This is a genomic window from Sphingomonas asaccharolytica NBRC 15499, assembly GCF_001598355.1.
Lineage (GTDB): Bacteria > Pseudomonadota > Alphaproteobacteria > Sphingomonadales > Sphingomonadaceae > Sphingomonas > Sphingomonas asaccharolytica.
In genome coordinates this window covers 12,744-26,262 of the sequence record NZ_BCYU01000017.1, presented here as the reverse complement: position 1 = coordinate 26,262, position 13,519 = coordinate 12,744, and the positions used below count along the sequence as shown (strand labels likewise).

Sequence of the window (13,519 nt, the reverse complement as noted above, 5' to 3'; positions counted from 1 at the left end):
ATGAACCGCGTGCAGGCGTCTTGCCGCTGCAACAGGCTGGGCGTATCGCTTCGCCAGCGAACCGAAAAAGCGGCGCGATCGAAGGGGTGTCTGAAAGGAACCCTTATGCGTTTCGCGTTTTCGCCCGCCGCCGTCTGGACCATCATCGACAGCGCAAGGCACTGGCGGATCGCGCGGGACGCCGGCGATCCAGTTCAACCGAATCTCTACCGACGGCTCGAACGCTTTGGCGCCGGTCTGCTCGCACCGGTCTTCGATAGCGTGATGACGTTGTTCGAGGCGGGCTTCCAGCGGCGTTTCCGTGCCGGCGGCCTGCTGGACATCGGATTATCGCGCGACGAACATCATTTGCTTGCCCTGCTAGAGGGAGCCGACGCCGGTGCGATCGAGCGACTCGACCCCAGTCTCGCGAGCACGATGCGGATAGCGCTCAGCTCCGCTCGGATCATGCTGTTGTCGGTCATCGGGGAAGTGATTGGTGTTCCATCCGCACCGGCATCGACCCCGCTTTTCTTTCCGGCGACGGCGACCCCGAGGGTGGCACTATCCAACGCCGTTCACATCTATTTTAAGCAATGATCATGCAGTCGCGGCCGGGGATTACCCGGCCGCGAGCTTGTCTTGAGTAACTATTCAGCCGCGACCTCGGCGTCTTCGTCGGGGAGCGTGACGGGACCGCGATCATTGGCCGCGGGCGTAGTCAGCAGCGACATGCCTTTCTCCGACAACAGCATCCCGATCAACGCCTGCAGCGCGCCACCCCCGGCGCCCGCACCAGCATCGCTGCCGGTGTTGATCTGCACCCGCGGCACGATGTCGACACCCGACGTCTCGAGCGCCTGAGCCAGCCGTTCGATCACTTGACGCGTCAGCTGGAACTGGGCGCCGCCCGACGCGACCGCCTGCTTCTCGATTGTCTCGGCAGTGGCGAGACCGGTCTTGGTGATGCGGTCGGCCTCGGCGCCCGCCAGCGCCACGACTTTCGCCGCTTCGCCCTCACCGACGATACGGATGCGGTCGGATTCGGCCTTGGCGAGCGTGCGGGTCTGTTCCGCTTCCTGCGCGGCGCGCTTCACCGCGGCCTTGCCCTGGTTTTCCTGCACCGTGATCGACAGCTCGGACTCGGTGATCGCGGTCTGCTGATGCGCACGTGCCTGGGCCTCGCGCAAATCCTTTTCGCCCTCGGCTGCGACGCGCTGTTTGGCGTAAGTCGTGACCTGTTCCTCGGCGACCTGGCGTTCGCGCAATTGCTGCAGCACCTTTTCGATCTGGTCGTTGCCCGCGGCCGCACGCGGCGTACCGATCAGCACTTCCTGCAGTTCGAGATTATAGGCGGTGAACTTCGCCCGCATCTGGTCGCCCGCCTGCTCTTGGATGTCGGAGCGTTCCTGGAGCAACTGGATCAGCGTCTTCTTCTGCGCGACGTTCTTGAAATAGGCAGAGACCATCGGATCGAGCGTTTGCTCGACCAGCTTCTTGATGTCGCCGAACCGTTGTACCACCAACGGCGCCTTGCGGTAATCGATATGCACGACCACCGAGAGCGGCAAGGTGGGCTCGAACGCGTCCTTGGTGATCAGCGAGACCTCAGATAGATTCTCGTCGAACTTGTGCTGGCCGGTCATCTCCTGATCCCATTTCAGGATGAAGTTGGTCGTAGGCACGACCAGGATCTTCCCGGCATAGGTGTTGAACGCATATTTGCCCGGGAGCAGGGGCTCGCTCCACACACCGCGCGTGCCGCGGTCGACCAGCTCGCCATGGCGATAATCGTCGCCGGACGTGTCGGCGCCGCTGTCGCCGGTATAGCTGATGACCACGCCGACATGGCCGACATCGATCACCGTCTTGGCGACCATCTCGACCGTCGCGAACAAACGGTTGATGAAATAGCTGCCCTCGACCAGCACCTGAAGCTGGCGACCGCGACGACCGCCCGCCGCGATGAACTTCTCCGGATCCTGGAAGCTGTTGTGGAAGGTCGCGTCGTCGGATTGATCGGTGCCGACTTCGGGCGCGATGATCTGGTCGGCGGTCAGCGCCGGGCCGTCATGCACCGTGACGATGCCGATCATGTCGGACGCGTCCTTGATAACGACCGACTCGAAGCCCGATCGCTCCTCGATCACGCGCTGCATGTTGCTGAACAGGTCGAAGTCGTTCGCCTCGAGCATCAGACCGTAGAGATGCTCGCGCGTGATGATGACGAACTGTGCCAGGTTGATAGCGTACGTGCCTTCGCGAAGGATCGCGCGCTGCGGGCCCTTCTGTCCGCCATCTTCCAGGAAGCGGCGCACGTCGAGAAAGTCGGCGGTGCGCAAATTGCTCGCCAGCGTCTGGGTCGGACCCAGTGGGGCGCCATCGCGCGCGAAGACATAGCCGATCTGGCCTTGGGGGATGGTGACCAAGGGCTGCGAATGGACGCGATACTGGAACGGCATGAAGAAGTGATAGCCGCCGCGCAGGACGATCGGCTGATAGCCAGCCTCGCCATTGAGCGCGATCAGGCCGGAGGTGACGGAGCCGTTGCGGCTCCACAATTTCTCGACGATCGCGACGCGGTTGTTGCGCACGTAGCGAACGCAGCGAGAGAGGATGAACAGACAAGCGACAACAAGGGCCACGACGGCCGAAGCGCCGAGCACATACATATTTGTCATCTGTGGTGGGTGTCCTTGGGACCTAAAGAAGAGCGCACGATCGCGCTCCCCCTCTATTTAATGTTCCCCAAGTCTAGCTGCCAGCGAAATCGGAAGGTCCGTACCGATTTTCGACGTAGCGAGCTACCGTGCGCGCGTCGCCATGGTCGAGACGACTGCGCTCGGCGGCCAGGCCGCCCAGTGTGTCGTCGATCCGTTGTAACGAGCGGGTCGCGAGCGCGACGATGTCGGGTCGGGACTCGTCCGAAGCGGTCCTGTTCGCTGTCGTCATTGCGTGAACGACTTGCTCGAGGTCTTGCGACAGCGCCTGATACCGCTCGTCGTCATGGTCCCATCTTGGCGAGGCGAGGGCGTCGGCGAGTCGGCGAAGATCGGCGCCCGGCAGCGATCGCGCATCGGCCAGCGCGCGCGTGACACGCCGCCGCGAGTCGATCGCGGCGCAGTTGGGATCGATCGCATTGCGGCGACCGCGACGAACACCGACCAGCGGCTCTATCGCGGCAGCGGCAAGGGTGGCGGCCAGGGCCAGCGCTGCGTAGCCCGCCAGGAACCAGCCACTATACCCTAGCGCCAGATGGGCGAGGTCGCCGAGAGGCGCGCCCGTCGGCGCCGTGAACAAGGTCGCCACCGCGACTGTTACGACATAGGCGGGCACGGCAAAGTGCAGGAAAGCGCCGCCGACGATGCGCCAGGCGCGGATAGGTGCTTTGGCGATCAGGGCAGGGCGGACCGATACGCTGTTCATGGATGTTGCGGCCCTCCTTCGAGCCCGCGACCAACGGCGACGAATGTGGGGAGAACCTGACGCGCTGCAAGAGGACGTCTAGGCGGCGCGGTCGCGGCCGACCTCATCCTTGCGTCGGAGATAGGGCGCGACCAGATTGCGCGATCGGAACCATTCTTGCCGCTCTGGAGTGAGTGTCGAGAAATTGCCGATCACGCGACGACAGTCGGGCGTCCTGCACTGGCAGATCATGTGCCAGTTCGATTCCGCCAGCGTGGTCGAATAATCCCAGCAAATCTCCTCGCCCGGCGCGATATCCCGGATCGCGACCAGGAATACGCCCTGATCGGTGAAGCGCAGCCCGGCATTGGGTGCGCAACTATGGTTGACCAGATCGTCGATCCGCCCCGAGGGCCCCATATAATGGTCGGGCGTGACCTGGACATACCGGTCCGATTGTCCGCGCATCAGGCTGGGAATGCGGTCGGCGCGGAAGCGGCGCCCGGTGAACGACATCAGCCGCTCGCCCTCCGCGAACGCCGCCGCCGCGAATACTGCCTTGCCGAGATGGTTCTCGCTCACCGCGAACAGGTTAGTGGGGGTGCGGATCGCATCGAGGACGTAGAAGCGCCCATTGCGGAAGCCCAGCGAGCGCAATGGATTGATAGTCGCCAACCCGACCATGAACCAGATGCTCGCATGGCAGGCCAGTTCGACCAGGATATAGGCATATTCGCCGACCGGACTCCCCGGCGTGCGCGCGGCGACCATCAACGTGGCGAGGTCGCCCAGCGTCCAGAGCCCCCAGGCAGGCGAGCGCTCGCGACCGCGATCGGCGGCAACGCTGGCCCAGGTCGGCCAGAAACTGACCGGCACGGCGGCGACTACCAGCATGTGCGCCCAGAAAGCGTCGCGGAACATCGCCCAGATTGCCAAGGCGCCAAGGCTGGCCGCGATGCAGAATGTTTCGGTGCGTGTCGGCAGAGTCCAGGCCGACCTGCGCCACAAAGCGACCGTGATCGCGACGCAGGCGACGGTCGCGAACAGGAACACCCAACGCTGGAGCCCATCAGGGTTCACCGCGGCATAGGTCGATGCCTCGACCGCCGTCGCCGCCGACCAGATCAGCCAGGACGCGCGGTTGGGCTCAACCAGATTCCGTTTCAGGCCCGTCAGATATGCTGCATAGCCCGCGAAACTCGCGGCCAATGCCAACAGGAACAAGACCTGGACCATTCACCCCCACTCGGCTCGTCCACCATGCGCAACGCGATATTTACCATGTTGCCAGGAATCCGTCTATTCGAAAGCCTAGGATTCAGCGCGAGTCGCTAAGTGGTTGAGGTTCGATTCCATTTTTTTCGGAAGCATAAAGGTGGCCGATCGAACGCAGCCTAGGCGGAAATGTAGCTGGCGGTTTAGCCGCTGAATCCCAGCTCGCTACGCAGAGCGCGAGGAGATCGCCCCGTCTGGCGCATGATCGACCGCGTCATATGCGCCTGGTCTGCGAACCCTTCCGCCACCGCGATGGTCGCCAGGGTGGTCCCCGTCTCGATTACGCGGTCGATCCCTCGCCGCGTGCGCGCGATCAGGCGAAACTGGGCAGGCGTGACCTCGAATTGCTGGCGGAACCCGCGCGACAGGCTGGCGGGATGGAGCCCGCGCTGCTTAGCCCATTTCGCGAGCGGCAGGTCGGGCGCGGCGAGCAAATCCGCAGCGAGCAGATCGGGCCAGTCGATGCCGCTGGACGCCCTCACGACGATATCGCGATCGAGCAACTCTTGTGCCGCGATTAGGTCGCTTTCCGCGAGCCGCGCGATCGCGTCAGGGTCGGCGACGCGGCCGCGCACCGGACCACGCCAGCGGCCTTTCAACGGCAGTACCAGCACTTCGGCGCCGCGCGGGTCGAACCGGTCGAGGTGGCGTTCGAAGGCGCCATGGACGAGGACATCGCCGGCCGAAACGCAATGCCGTCCGGTATCGCCCGCCTCGACATAGCCGCCGGCCAGCACGATCGCGGCAAAGGGTTGTTCATGAAGATGACGGTGGAGCGTTTCGCCTCCCCGGTGGCGCATCCGGCCCGGCGGCGCGGCGCGGGGCGCGCAACACGAACAGGCAGGCGAATTCGGTTCAGGACCCATGATTGCCGATCCTATACCAGCCCGTGGCCGGACAGAAAGGCGATCGTCCGTGTTCCTGCTCGTGACCGGTCCCTGCCGATCAGCTATCGTCGCGACGGCAAGGTGAGCGAGGCGATCGTGATGCCGCGCGACCTCAATCCCAATTGAGCTTGCCGTCCTCGCGCGCGTCCGCCGCCACATCGAAACGCTGTTGCGCGGCCTGGATCACCGTCAGATGATCGACCGCCCAGCGCGCAAGTTCGCCGACCGGCTGCTGCAGCGATTGGCCGAGTTCGGTCAGCTCGTAATCCACCCGGGGCGGAATGCTGGGGGTCACCGTCCGCGTCACCAGGCCGTCTCGCTCCAGCCCGCGCAAGGTGAGCGTCAACATCCGTTGCGAGATGCCCTCGATCGAGCGCCGCAACTCGCTGAACCGCTTCGGCCCGTCGGCCAGGGCATTGATCGTCAGCATGCTCCATTTGTCGCCGACACGCTGGAGCACGCCGGTCACCCCGCGGCATTGCGGACTATGAGGATTCACTGCCTGCTCCTTCGGTAACATCGTTGATACCGGGGCACAAAGATGATCCTCGTTGCCAAAAATGTGCCTTCTTGCGACCTGGATGACCGCAGTTATCTAGCGTGCCTCAGTAACTAATCAATACCAGCGAGGCACCATGATCATCCTTCATGTCGACAGCAGCATCACCGCGGAAAACAGCGTCACCCGCTCGATCGGAGAGGCGGCGATCGCCAGGTTGAGCGCGCTTCATCCCGATGCCGAAATCCGGCGTCGCGACCTAGCTTTGGATCCGCTTGGACATGTGACCTTGGGCGATCTCGGCGACACGTCGCTCGCCGACGAGTTCCTTGCCGCCGACATCGTCGTGATCGGCGCGCCGATGTATAATTTCAGCATTCCCTCCAACCTGAAAGCCTGGATGGACCGCCTGGCGATCGCCGGCACGACATTCCGCTATTCCGAGAAGGGCGCGGAAGGACTGGCCGGCGGACGCAAGCTGATCATCGCCTCGGCGCGTGGCGGCTTTTACGGGTCCGACACCGGACGGACCTGGCTCGACCATCAGGAGACTTATCTCCGCGGCTTCTTCGAGTTCCTGGGCGTGACCGACATCGCCTTTATTCGCGCGGAGGGGATCGCGATGGGGCCTGATGCGCGGGCCAAGGCCCTCGAGGATGCGAAGATCGAAGCGACCGCGATCGCTGCATAAGCGCCGCTCCCGCGGACACAAAAAAAGCCGCCTTCCCCGAAGGGAAGGCGGCTCGGCTTAGCTGCATCATTCAGCGACGTTACGGCGATCCGGACCCAGGATCGGTCGGGCAGGTCGCCGGCACCTTCCCCGTTTCGAAGATCGCTTTGACGCACCGGTCATAGGCGTTGCGCGCGCCTTGCCGGTTGTTGAGGCGTGCCACCGCGCCAATCGCTTCGGCCAGCAAGTCGAGCTGCTCGCCATATTCGCCCTTGTCGATCAGCATCAGCTCGCCCGATTTCTTCCCGGTCAGGGTAGGCAGGCGCTCGGTCCTGGTCGTCTCAGCGCTCGGCATCGGCAGCATCGGCCGATCGATCCGCATCGACGATGAGAGCGTTGAGGTGGTCCCGCACGCTGCCAGCGTCGACAGGAACAGCGGAACGAGGGTCGCCATTAACCGTGCCCGGCGTCGCATCGAGCGCATCGTGCATCTCCCTGATCTTGGTTCGGACGAGAATGGATGTCTGGTCGTCTTCGGTCGCGACACGCTTGCCGATGGCATCGACGGTCGCCTGTGCCTGGCGTTCGTCGGCGCGCGCGACGGCGACGGTCTTGGCGCGTGCCTTATCGGCCCGCGCCTCGGTTCTGGTCCGGCCGGCGGTTTCGCCCTGACGATAGATCAGCCCGATCATGGCGCCGACGGCTGCGATCGCGACCAGGACCGGTACGATCCAGCCGAACAGGCGAGCGGCCCAGCCGGGCCATTTCCAGCCGAGCGCGATGGCGATCAGAAAGGCCATCAGCCGTCTCCCTTGCCGCAAGATCGGCGATCGACATTGCCGATCCTGTTTCGGATCCATCCCTTGAGGAAGGCCCGGAGCTTGGGATTGTCGGCGGCAAGCCGGCGATATTCCGCCGCTTGCCGGACATCGAGCGCGTCGAGCGTCGCGGTGCAAGCGGGGATGACGCCAAGCTTTGCCCGGAGCATCCGATATGCCGCGACATCCACAGGACCCAACGACGCCGCGCTGTCCGGCAGGCGCGCCCCACCCAGCGCGTTCATCGCCAGCCGATACCAGCGATTGGGTCGCCGCGGCCCCATATTGACCGCGGTGTCGATCAACTCGCCGGCAACCGCGGGTTCGATCTCGACCAGCGGCATATAACCAGGTGCGGCGATGTAGCTCCGCACATAGACGGCATCGGCACAAATGGCCGCGGGGCCATCGCAATGCTGCGGGAACCGGCGCATGTCGCCGCGATACCCATAGTCGCGAGCGACTTGTTCGGTGACGCCGTAGTTCGTTGCGCCGCCCGGATCGCGAGCATCGTTCACATAGCCGCCCTCGACGGCATAGACGCCGGCAAGGATGACCGCGACGGCCGCGGCGATGGCGCCCTTGCTGGCCCAGCCGGCACGCGCCGCCGCGTAACCTTCCGCGAAGTTGTCGACGCCTTCAGTCATTAGGCGTCGCTCTTCTTCTGCGCCACCATTCGCGCCACCATGACGGCGACGAACAGGATCGCGGGGATCGAGTGGAGCAGGGGTGCGGGAAGATACGCCCGCATGTCGTACGGCATGGCGTTCCACGCGGCCGAGAGCGCGTCGGGAAACCACTGCGCCGACGCGGTGACGATCGCCCCCAACGCCGCCAGGCGCATGCTCCAGAAACGCCACCACAGGCGCACGTCATCGATCAGGCGGGCGCGGACAGGCGCCCACCATCTGCGGAGCAGGGTCATGGTTTCCTCCGGTGTTGGGTGACCCGCGCGGGGTCAGGCTTGGTCGTAGGTCTCGGCAATCGCCGCGGTCGCGCGGATCAGCGGGTCGCTGGCGAGCGCGTTGTCGGTGCACCGGGCCAACTCGGCAAGGTCGGGCGCTGGCGCCGGCGGCACGAAGGAATCACGCAACGCCGGCGCGATCAGAGTGACGCTCACCCGTGGCCGCGTGACCGTCGCATGGATCGGCGACACCAGCATCAACGCCAGGGCGAAGAGGATGAGTATCGAGCCCGGGTCGAACATCAGGGTTGTCCTGTCCTGGTTTGGCCGGAAGAGGGGACGAGCACCTCGAGCTTCGCCTCGATCCGCGCGGTGCGCTCATTGATCTTGTCGAGCTTGTCGGCGTCCGTATCGCGCCGATTCTCCAGCGCGGTGAGCCGGCGTTCGTGATCCGCCAGCTCGTTGATCTTGCCGCCGGTCTTCAACAGAAAGCCGGCGATCAAGAAAAGCGTCGTAACCACGGGGAGCCAGGCCAGCCAGACTGGGGCGGACTTGGTCGACATTGTCATTAGGGCCTTGGTCTTTCGTGGGTAGGGGTGGACGAATGCATCGCTTTTGATAGAGGATGATCATGTCTCGATATGATCGAGTCCGCGAGCGCGGGCGGTTCTTAGGTATTGCAGCAGTCGTGCTCGTTTTCGCGGCACCGTTTTATCGGTTTGCGCGCGTCTCGAACAACGCACTGATCGCTACCAAGTACGACGCGCAGCGGTCGCGGTAGGAGCTGATGAGCAGCGCTATTTCATGGATTTCGGGTGAACTAGGGCGGTATTGTAGAGCGGTATTCCGTCACCAAAAGCTAGGATGCCCTCAGATTTGCGGCGATCCGCTTGGACCGAACAATCACTCCTATTGTGTGGAATGTCGTGAAATCCACGAGTGGTGAGGGCGAAGCCCACCTGATCAAGCCGCTGACGAGCATCCGGTTTTTCGCCGCGATGGCAGTGGTGATCTTTCATTCCGGCGCGTCGTTCGTGTCGGTGAATCGACATATGCCCTCTTTCGTCAAGATCCTGCTACTGAATGGCTATGTGGGGGTGACGTTCTTCTTCGTGCTCTCAGGATTCATCCTGCAACTGACCTATCGCGGCAGGATCAGAACGACCGATCAGATAAAACGGTTCAGCGTCGCGCGCTTCGCCCGGCTGTATCCGGTCTACTTCCTGGCGATCATTGCCATGTGGCCATTTACGACGATGGCTGGCTTGGGCGACGTCCCACAATTCCTTCTGCTGCACTGGTGGATACCCAACGGCGCGCTCGGCTGGACGGATTGGAACATGCCAAGCTGGACCCTGTCGGTAGAGTTCTTCTTCTACCTTTGCTTCCCACTCATTTCGCGTTGGGCGGTAGTCATCGGAACGCGTTGGCTCGCTATTATCATCTTTATCGGGCTGAGCTTCGACGCCATCACCGCAGCGTCCGCCGTGGTTGGTAACGACAAGGTTATGTTCTCGTGGATGCACTGGACGCCGGTTCCGCTGCTCCGGTTGCCTGAATTCGTTATTGGAATCTGTGCGGCTGAGATCAGTTTGCGCGGAAACCGCTTACCCATCCCGTCGTGGATTGCAGCTCTCGCACTAGTCGTTGGATTGTCGCTTAGCGGTTCTCCGCGCATCGCGGCTTTCGCTACCGCCACGGCGGTGCTGTTAATATCGTGCGTTGCCCGGGATGGAGGATCTCGTTTCGCTCGCGCGCTCAGCTCCCGCTGGCTAGTGGTGCTGGGCGGCGCCAGTTACTCTCTCTATTTGATGCAGCAACCAGTCCATTTCGCTATCGAACGATGGTTGGGGACGGAGAAGGCTGTCGTCGCGCTGCAATACCCGGTCCTGATCATCGGGTCGCTAATCCTGTTTTTCTGGTACGAAGAGCCGATGCGCGAGTGGATCAGGAAGCGGATCGGTATGCGCCCCTCCGTGATCGAGGAGGTTACCTAGCACGCACCTTAAAGCACCTCGCCTACGTCTGCCAACAGGTCGCGCCAGAACAGGAAGGCGTCGTCCATTTCTCCGCTCGACAGCATCTTCGTATAGACGGCGATACCCGCGATCGTCGCGCCGGGCGTCGTGGAGGTGTAGAGGTGTGTACGCAACTTGCGCGTGGTGTTGCCTATTGGGTTGGCAGTCCGTGTCGTCGCGAAGGCCGACGCGCTGCGTGCGGAACCTGTGCGTTGGATGAAACCCTGGGCGGTCGTTGTGTTGTACTCGGACACTCCCATACTCCAGGCAGTTCCGCCGTTGGCGAAGCCGGAACTGGTCGAGACATTGACGACGGTACCCACACTGTCGCGGCCGAAGGTTTGTACCTCGAAAGAGCCAGGTACTAGCATGCCCAATGAGCCACCGTTTGTATCATCCGTCAGGATGCCCTGATTGATCGCGGACTTGTAAATGGCGAGCAGCGTGAGCGCGCTGCTGACGTTGAAGATGTCGCGCGCGAAGCCGGGCACCTCGAAAAAGCGAGTGAAGGCGCGCATTGAGCTGGAAGGCGTGTTGACGCCCCCGTTGAGGTTGTAGGTGCCAGCGCTGCCGGTTCCGGTGCCGAGCGACGAGATGACACCGAGGCTACCACCCGCGCCAGTGGCCAATTCAATTGATTGGCCGACCGCGAGAGGATCGCCCGTCACGGTTCCTGTGACGGTTAGCAGGTTGCCGCCGGTGATGGCTCCGGAAAACGCGGTCGCCATCGGGCCGCCGACTAGGCCGACGGCACCTGGCGCACCCACCAACCGGCCATCGTTGGCGCCAGTGAATAGGTTGACGGTCGGCGTATCGTTGATCGACGTGCCGAACATATAGGCGGCATAGCCTGCGCCAAAGGTCGGGCAGCTCCGAGTGCGCCCATAACCGAATCCCGACGCGTCGACACCAGTGAAGGGAATTGCAACTCTCATGTTAGGGGCACCTCACAAATAGGCAGCCAGCGATACATCGGCAGGCGCAGGGCATACGGATCGAAAATCAAAGTGGAGTCAGCCCGCGTCTCGGCAATGTTGGTCCACCCCTTGGTGGTGTTGCCGGTGTAGCCGCAGCGGAACTTCCAGGTGTTGGCGGGGGCCGCGGGCGCATCCCAGATAATACGATCGCGGGCGACCACGCGAGGATTGCTGAGTACTTGCGCGGCACCGCCGGCATCGACTGCGGCGACGCCCCAGTTCGTGAGAACCGTCGTGTCGGCGACCGTCAGACCGCCTGCAATCGCGTGGCGGGGACGGATCGGAAAAGTCGCCACGATTTGTGAGTTCTGCGCCGTGAAGGTCGGTACCATCGGCCCGATACGCTGGCCATCGAACATCAGCCGCTTAAGGTGCCAGCCGAAATAGGCTCCCATTTGCTTACTGCCGGCGCCAGTCATGTGGACGTCGTTGACGCCGTTCTGCACCGCATACTGGATGCACGCGAGGATGAACTCGGGGTGGTCGATCGCGAGCTGCAACTGGTCCAGTGCGATGTGCGGGATCGGAGCATTGAAAGCCGGGTTAGTGTGGGTCGCGGTTTGACCCATGAGGAGCGGTAGGCGTGCGTTCGGACTGACGAGCTTTAAGGCGATCGCCTTCGCTTGGCGCTGCATCTGGACGGTCTGGGCCCGCGTGTAGAACCACTTCGCGTCAGCGCCGCCTGGATAATTCGTACTGTCGGAGGCGTTGTCGTTCGTCCCGGTGACGATCATTTGCGCTGCAGGGGCGTACGACTTGCCGATCGCCGAATAGAGAGCCTGGGCCTGTCCAAAACTGGCATAGACGCGTTGCGCGGTTAGGCCGGTCAGAGTTTCGTCTTCGGTGGTGATGCTGCCACCGTTGCGTCCATCATCGGCGAGCAGGAAGCGCATGCCCGACCCGAGGAAGTCGATGCCGTCTTCGTCCTTGAGGAGCTGCACGATCATCTGCGCGCAGCCCGTGAGCGGAGTTTCGCCGTGACTGGTCCAGTCATCGGCATCGGAGCCGTAGCTGGTTTCAATCGCCGGCGTGAGCGCCGCACGGTTAGCAATCAAATCGGGATCTGACGAGCTCGAGATGTCGTTGATATCGTCGGGCACGATACTTGCCTTCGTCAGGACGGCATTGCCGAACATGTCCGATGTTGTGCTTGTGCCCATGGTTACGACGGGTGAGCCGTGCCCAAGCGACAGAGATTCGCCGGACATATGCAGGCCGATGCGCTCCGCAATGATGCGCATATTCGCGATCGACGGGTCAGCAGGCCCGCGAAGGGCCGCCACGATCCGGTTCGACATCGAGTCGATGACCTTGTGCTGCAGCGTCGTTGGCGTCGCCCGGAACCAGTTATATCCATTGCTGTCCGTGAGCGCCCAAGAGGCAAAGCCCGTCGTGCCGATCAGCGGCAGCTTGGCAGCATAGGCTTCTAGAGCCGCCAGTCGCGATTTGATCAGGTCGATCGCGGCGTGCTTGATGTCGGTCAGCGAGATGTTGAGCCAGCGATAGCCCGCCGTATCAGTTAGAGCGAAACCAGCGGGGCCGCGGAAGAACCACCCAATCGAGGCCGCACTCGCCGCAGCGGCCGCGGCGGAAGACGCCGCCGCTGTCGCACTCGAGATCGCCTGCCTAATCAGCGACGCGCCGCCCAGGGCCAGGTCAGCCGCGACTACCGCTATATTGCTGGCGCCGCTCAACAGATCCGCAGCCACCGTTCCGATCTTGCTTGCCGCGCCGAGGGCCAGGTCTGCCGCTACGGCGAGAAGCCCTGGAGCGGTCGTTGCCGCCGTGACCGCTGCTACCTGCGCGTCCAATTGCGACAGGTCGTACAGCTGCAAATCATGCACCTTGGGCGCCAGATACGAGCCGTCCGCCGACGCGATCTGCACGTCATAGGCGCCGTTGGCCGCCGCGAATCCCACCAGCCCGGATATCGCCGCCGTCATCGGATTGGTCAGGCCGGCACCGGTATTGTCGAAGATCGATGCCAACGTCGTCGTACCCGCCAGAAAAACGGTAACCTTGGCGAGCGGCAACACGGCCCCCGTGTCGCCACGGGAGGCGATGAACTCGTAATATTGCATCGGAGC

The 13,519-nt window shown here is 63.1% G+C and carries 16 protein-coding genes; 3 read left to right on the top strand and 13 right to left on the bottom strand.

Annotation, left to right across the window (positions count from 1 at the left end):
- Positions 1-579: a hypothetical protein gene (locus tag SAS01S_RS06705; RefSeq protein WP_157082698.1), complete on the top strand. Its 579-nt coding sequence runs from the start codon at positions 1-3 to the stop codon at positions 577-579.
- Between the two features lie 50 nt (positions 580-629).
- On the opposite strand, the gene SAS01S_RS06700 is transcribed toward SAS01S_RS06705, so the two are convergent.
- The 5 genes from SAS01S_RS06700 to SAS01S_RS06680 all read right to left on the bottom strand — a co-directional run bounded on the left by SAS01S_RS06700 (position 630) and on the right by SAS01S_RS06680 (position 6,045).
- Positions 630-2,660 carry an SPFH domain-containing protein gene (locus SAS01S_RS06700; protein ID WP_174544942.1) on the bottom strand — a complete coding sequence of 677 codons (2,031 nt, stop codon included), beginning with the start codon at positions 2,658-2,660 and terminating at the stop codon, positions 630-632.
- Between the two features lie 73 nt (positions 2,661-2,733).
- Complete coding sequence (locus SAS01S_RS06695) at positions 2,734-3,405, bottom strand: hypothetical protein (protein ID WP_066806453.1); 672 nt, start codon at positions 3,403-3,405, stop codon at positions 2,734-2,736.
- A gap of 78 nt (positions 3,406-3,483) precedes the next feature.
- Positions 3,484-4,620, bottom strand: coding sequence for an SET domain-containing protein-lysine N-methyltransferase (locus SAS01S_RS06690; protein ID WP_066806451.1), 1,137 nt, complete (start codon positions 4,618-4,620; stop codon positions 3,484-3,486).
- A 182-nt stretch (positions 4,621-4,802) separates the two neighbouring features.
- Positions 4,803-5,525 carry a helix-turn-helix domain-containing protein gene (locus SAS01S_RS06685; RefSeq protein ID WP_157082697.1) on the bottom strand — a complete coding sequence of 241 codons (723 nt, stop codon included), beginning with the start codon at positions 5,523-5,525 and terminating at the stop codon, positions 4,803-4,805.
- Between the two features lie 133 nt (positions 5,526-5,658).
- The gene (locus tag SAS01S_RS06680; RefSeq protein WP_245656770.1) at positions 5,659-6,045 is read right to left on the bottom strand and encodes a winged helix-turn-helix transcriptional regulator; all 387 of its coding nucleotides are present in this window, start codon (positions 6,043-6,045) and stop codon (positions 5,659-5,661) included.
- Positions 6,046-6,181: 136 nt separating this feature from the next.
- Between SAS01S_RS06680 and SAS01S_RS06675 the strand changes: the two genes are divergently transcribed.
- Positions 6,182-6,736 carry an FMN-dependent NADH-azoreductase gene (locus SAS01S_RS06675; protein WP_066806445.1) on the top strand — a complete coding sequence of 185 codons (555 nt, stop codon included), beginning with the start codon at positions 6,182-6,184 and terminating at the stop codon, positions 6,734-6,736.
- Positions 6,737-6,815: 79 nt separating this feature from the next.
- On the opposite strand, the gene SAS01S_RS06670 is transcribed toward SAS01S_RS06675, so the two are convergent.
- The 6 genes from SAS01S_RS06670 to SAS01S_RS06645 are packed head-to-tail and all read right to left on the bottom strand — an operon-like array spanning position 6,816 to position 9,000.
- Positions 6,816-7,070 carry a hypothetical protein gene (locus tag SAS01S_RS06670; protein ID WP_169804908.1) on the bottom strand — a complete coding sequence of 85 codons (255 nt, stop codon included), beginning with the start codon at positions 7,068-7,070 and terminating at the stop codon, positions 6,816-6,818.
- Positions 7,057-7,515 (bottom strand): hypothetical protein, encoded by a 459-nt coding sequence (locus SAS01S_RS06665; protein WP_066806441.1) that lies wholly within the window; start codon positions 7,513-7,515, stop codon positions 7,057-7,059. Before SAS01S_RS06665 ends, SAS01S_RS06670 begins: the two co-directional genes overlap by 14 nt.
- Positions 7,515-8,180: a glycosyl hydrolase 108 family protein gene (locus SAS01S_RS06660; RefSeq protein WP_066806439.1), complete on the bottom strand. Its 666-nt coding sequence runs from the start codon at positions 8,178-8,180 to the stop codon at positions 7,515-7,517. The genes SAS01S_RS06665 and SAS01S_RS06660 overlap by 1 nt, the downstream gene beginning before the upstream one ends.
- The gene (locus SAS01S_RS06655; RefSeq protein WP_157082695.1) at positions 8,180-8,458 is read right to left on the bottom strand and encodes a DUF7940 domain-containing protein; all 279 of its coding nucleotides are present in this window, start codon (positions 8,456-8,458) and stop codon (positions 8,180-8,182) included. The genes SAS01S_RS06660 and SAS01S_RS06655 overlap by 1 nt, the downstream gene beginning before the upstream one ends.
- 33 nt (positions 8,459-8,491) lie before the next feature.
- Positions 8,492-8,740, bottom strand: a complete 249-nt coding sequence (locus tag SAS01S_RS06650) for a hypothetical protein (protein ID WP_066806435.1) — start codon at positions 8,738-8,740, stop codon at positions 8,492-8,494.
- Complete coding sequence (locus tag SAS01S_RS06645; RefSeq protein ID WP_157082694.1) at positions 8,740-9,000, bottom strand: hypothetical protein; 261 nt, start codon at positions 8,998-9,000, stop codon at positions 8,740-8,742. Before SAS01S_RS06645 ends, SAS01S_RS06650 begins: the two co-directional genes overlap by 1 nt.
- Before the next feature lie 363 nt (positions 9,001-9,363).
- Here SAS01S_RS06645 and SAS01S_RS06640 point away from each other — a divergent pair, with 363 nt between their 5' ends.
- On the top strand, positions 9,364-10,434 hold the full coding sequence (locus SAS01S_RS06640; RefSeq protein WP_157082693.1) for an acyltransferase family protein: 1,071 nt from the start codon (positions 9,364-9,366) through the stop codon (positions 10,432-10,434).
- 8 nt (positions 10,435-10,442) lie between these two features.
- On the opposite strand, the gene SAS01S_RS06635 is transcribed toward SAS01S_RS06640, so the two are convergent.
- On the bottom strand, positions 10,443-11,390 hold the full coding sequence (locus SAS01S_RS06635) for a hypothetical protein (RefSeq protein ID WP_066806431.1): 948 nt from the start codon (positions 11,388-11,390) through the stop codon (positions 10,443-10,445).
- A complete protein-coding gene (locus tag SAS01S_RS06630) occupies positions 11,387-13,513 on the bottom strand; it encodes a hypothetical protein (protein ID WP_066806430.1) in 2,127 nt (708 codons plus the stop codon). The genes SAS01S_RS06635 and SAS01S_RS06630 overlap by 4 nt, the downstream gene beginning before the upstream one ends.
- Positions 13,514-13,519: the final 6 nt, after the last annotated feature.

Bases quoted from the DNA above. Each gene is read 5' to 3' on its own strand.
- SAS01S_RS06705 (WP_157082698.1), top strand. From the start codon at position 1: ATGAACCGCGTGCAGGCGTCTTGCCGCTGCAACAGGCTGGGCGTATCG.
- SAS01S_RS06700 (WP_174544942.1), bottom strand. From the start codon at position 2,660: ATGACAAATATGTATGTGCTCGGCGCTTCGGCCGTCGTGGCCCTTGTT.
- SAS01S_RS06695 (WP_066806453.1), bottom strand. From the start codon at position 3,405: ATGAACAGCGTATCGGTCCGCCCTGCCCTGATCGCCAAAGCACCTATC.
- SAS01S_RS06690 (WP_066806451.1), bottom strand. From the start codon at position 4,620: ATGGTCCAGGTCTTGTTCCTGTTGGCATTGGCCGCGAGTTTCGCGGGC.
- SAS01S_RS06685 (WP_157082697.1), bottom strand. From the start codon at position 5,525: ATGGGTCCTGAACCGAATTCGCCTGCCTGTTCGTGTTGCGCGCCCCGC.
- SAS01S_RS06675 (WP_066806445.1), top strand. From the start codon at position 6,182: ATGATCATCCTTCATGTCGACAGCAGCATCACCGCGGAAAACAGCGTC.
- SAS01S_RS06670 (WP_169804908.1), bottom strand. From the start codon at position 7,070: ATGCCGAGCGCTGAGACGACCAGGACCGAGCGCCTGCCTACCCTGACC.
- SAS01S_RS06665 (WP_066806441.1), bottom strand. From the start codon at position 7,515: ATGGCCTTTCTGATCGCCATCGCGCTCGGCTGGAAATGGCCCGGCTGG.
- SAS01S_RS06660 (WP_066806439.1), bottom strand. From the start codon at position 8,180: ATGACTGAAGGCGTCGACAACTTCGCGGAAGGTTACGCGGCGGCGCGT.
- SAS01S_RS06655 (WP_157082695.1), bottom strand. From the start codon at position 8,458: ATGACCCTGCTCCGCAGATGGTGGGCGCCTGTCCGCGCCCGCCTGATC.
- SAS01S_RS06650 (WP_066806435.1), bottom strand. From the start codon at position 8,740: ATGTTCGACCCGGGCTCGATACTCATCCTCTTCGCCCTGGCGTTGATG.
- SAS01S_RS06645 (WP_157082694.1), bottom strand. From the start codon at position 9,000: ATGTCGACCAAGTCCGCCCCAGTCTGGCTGGCCTGGCTCCCCGTGGTT.
- SAS01S_RS06635 (WP_066806431.1), bottom strand. From the start codon at position 11,390: ATGAGAGTTGCAATTCCCTTCACTGGTGTCGACGCGTCGGGATTCGGT.
- SAS01S_RS06630 (WP_066806430.1), bottom strand. From the start codon at position 13,513: ATGCAATATTACGAGTTCATCGCCTCCCGTGGCGACACGGGGGCCGTG.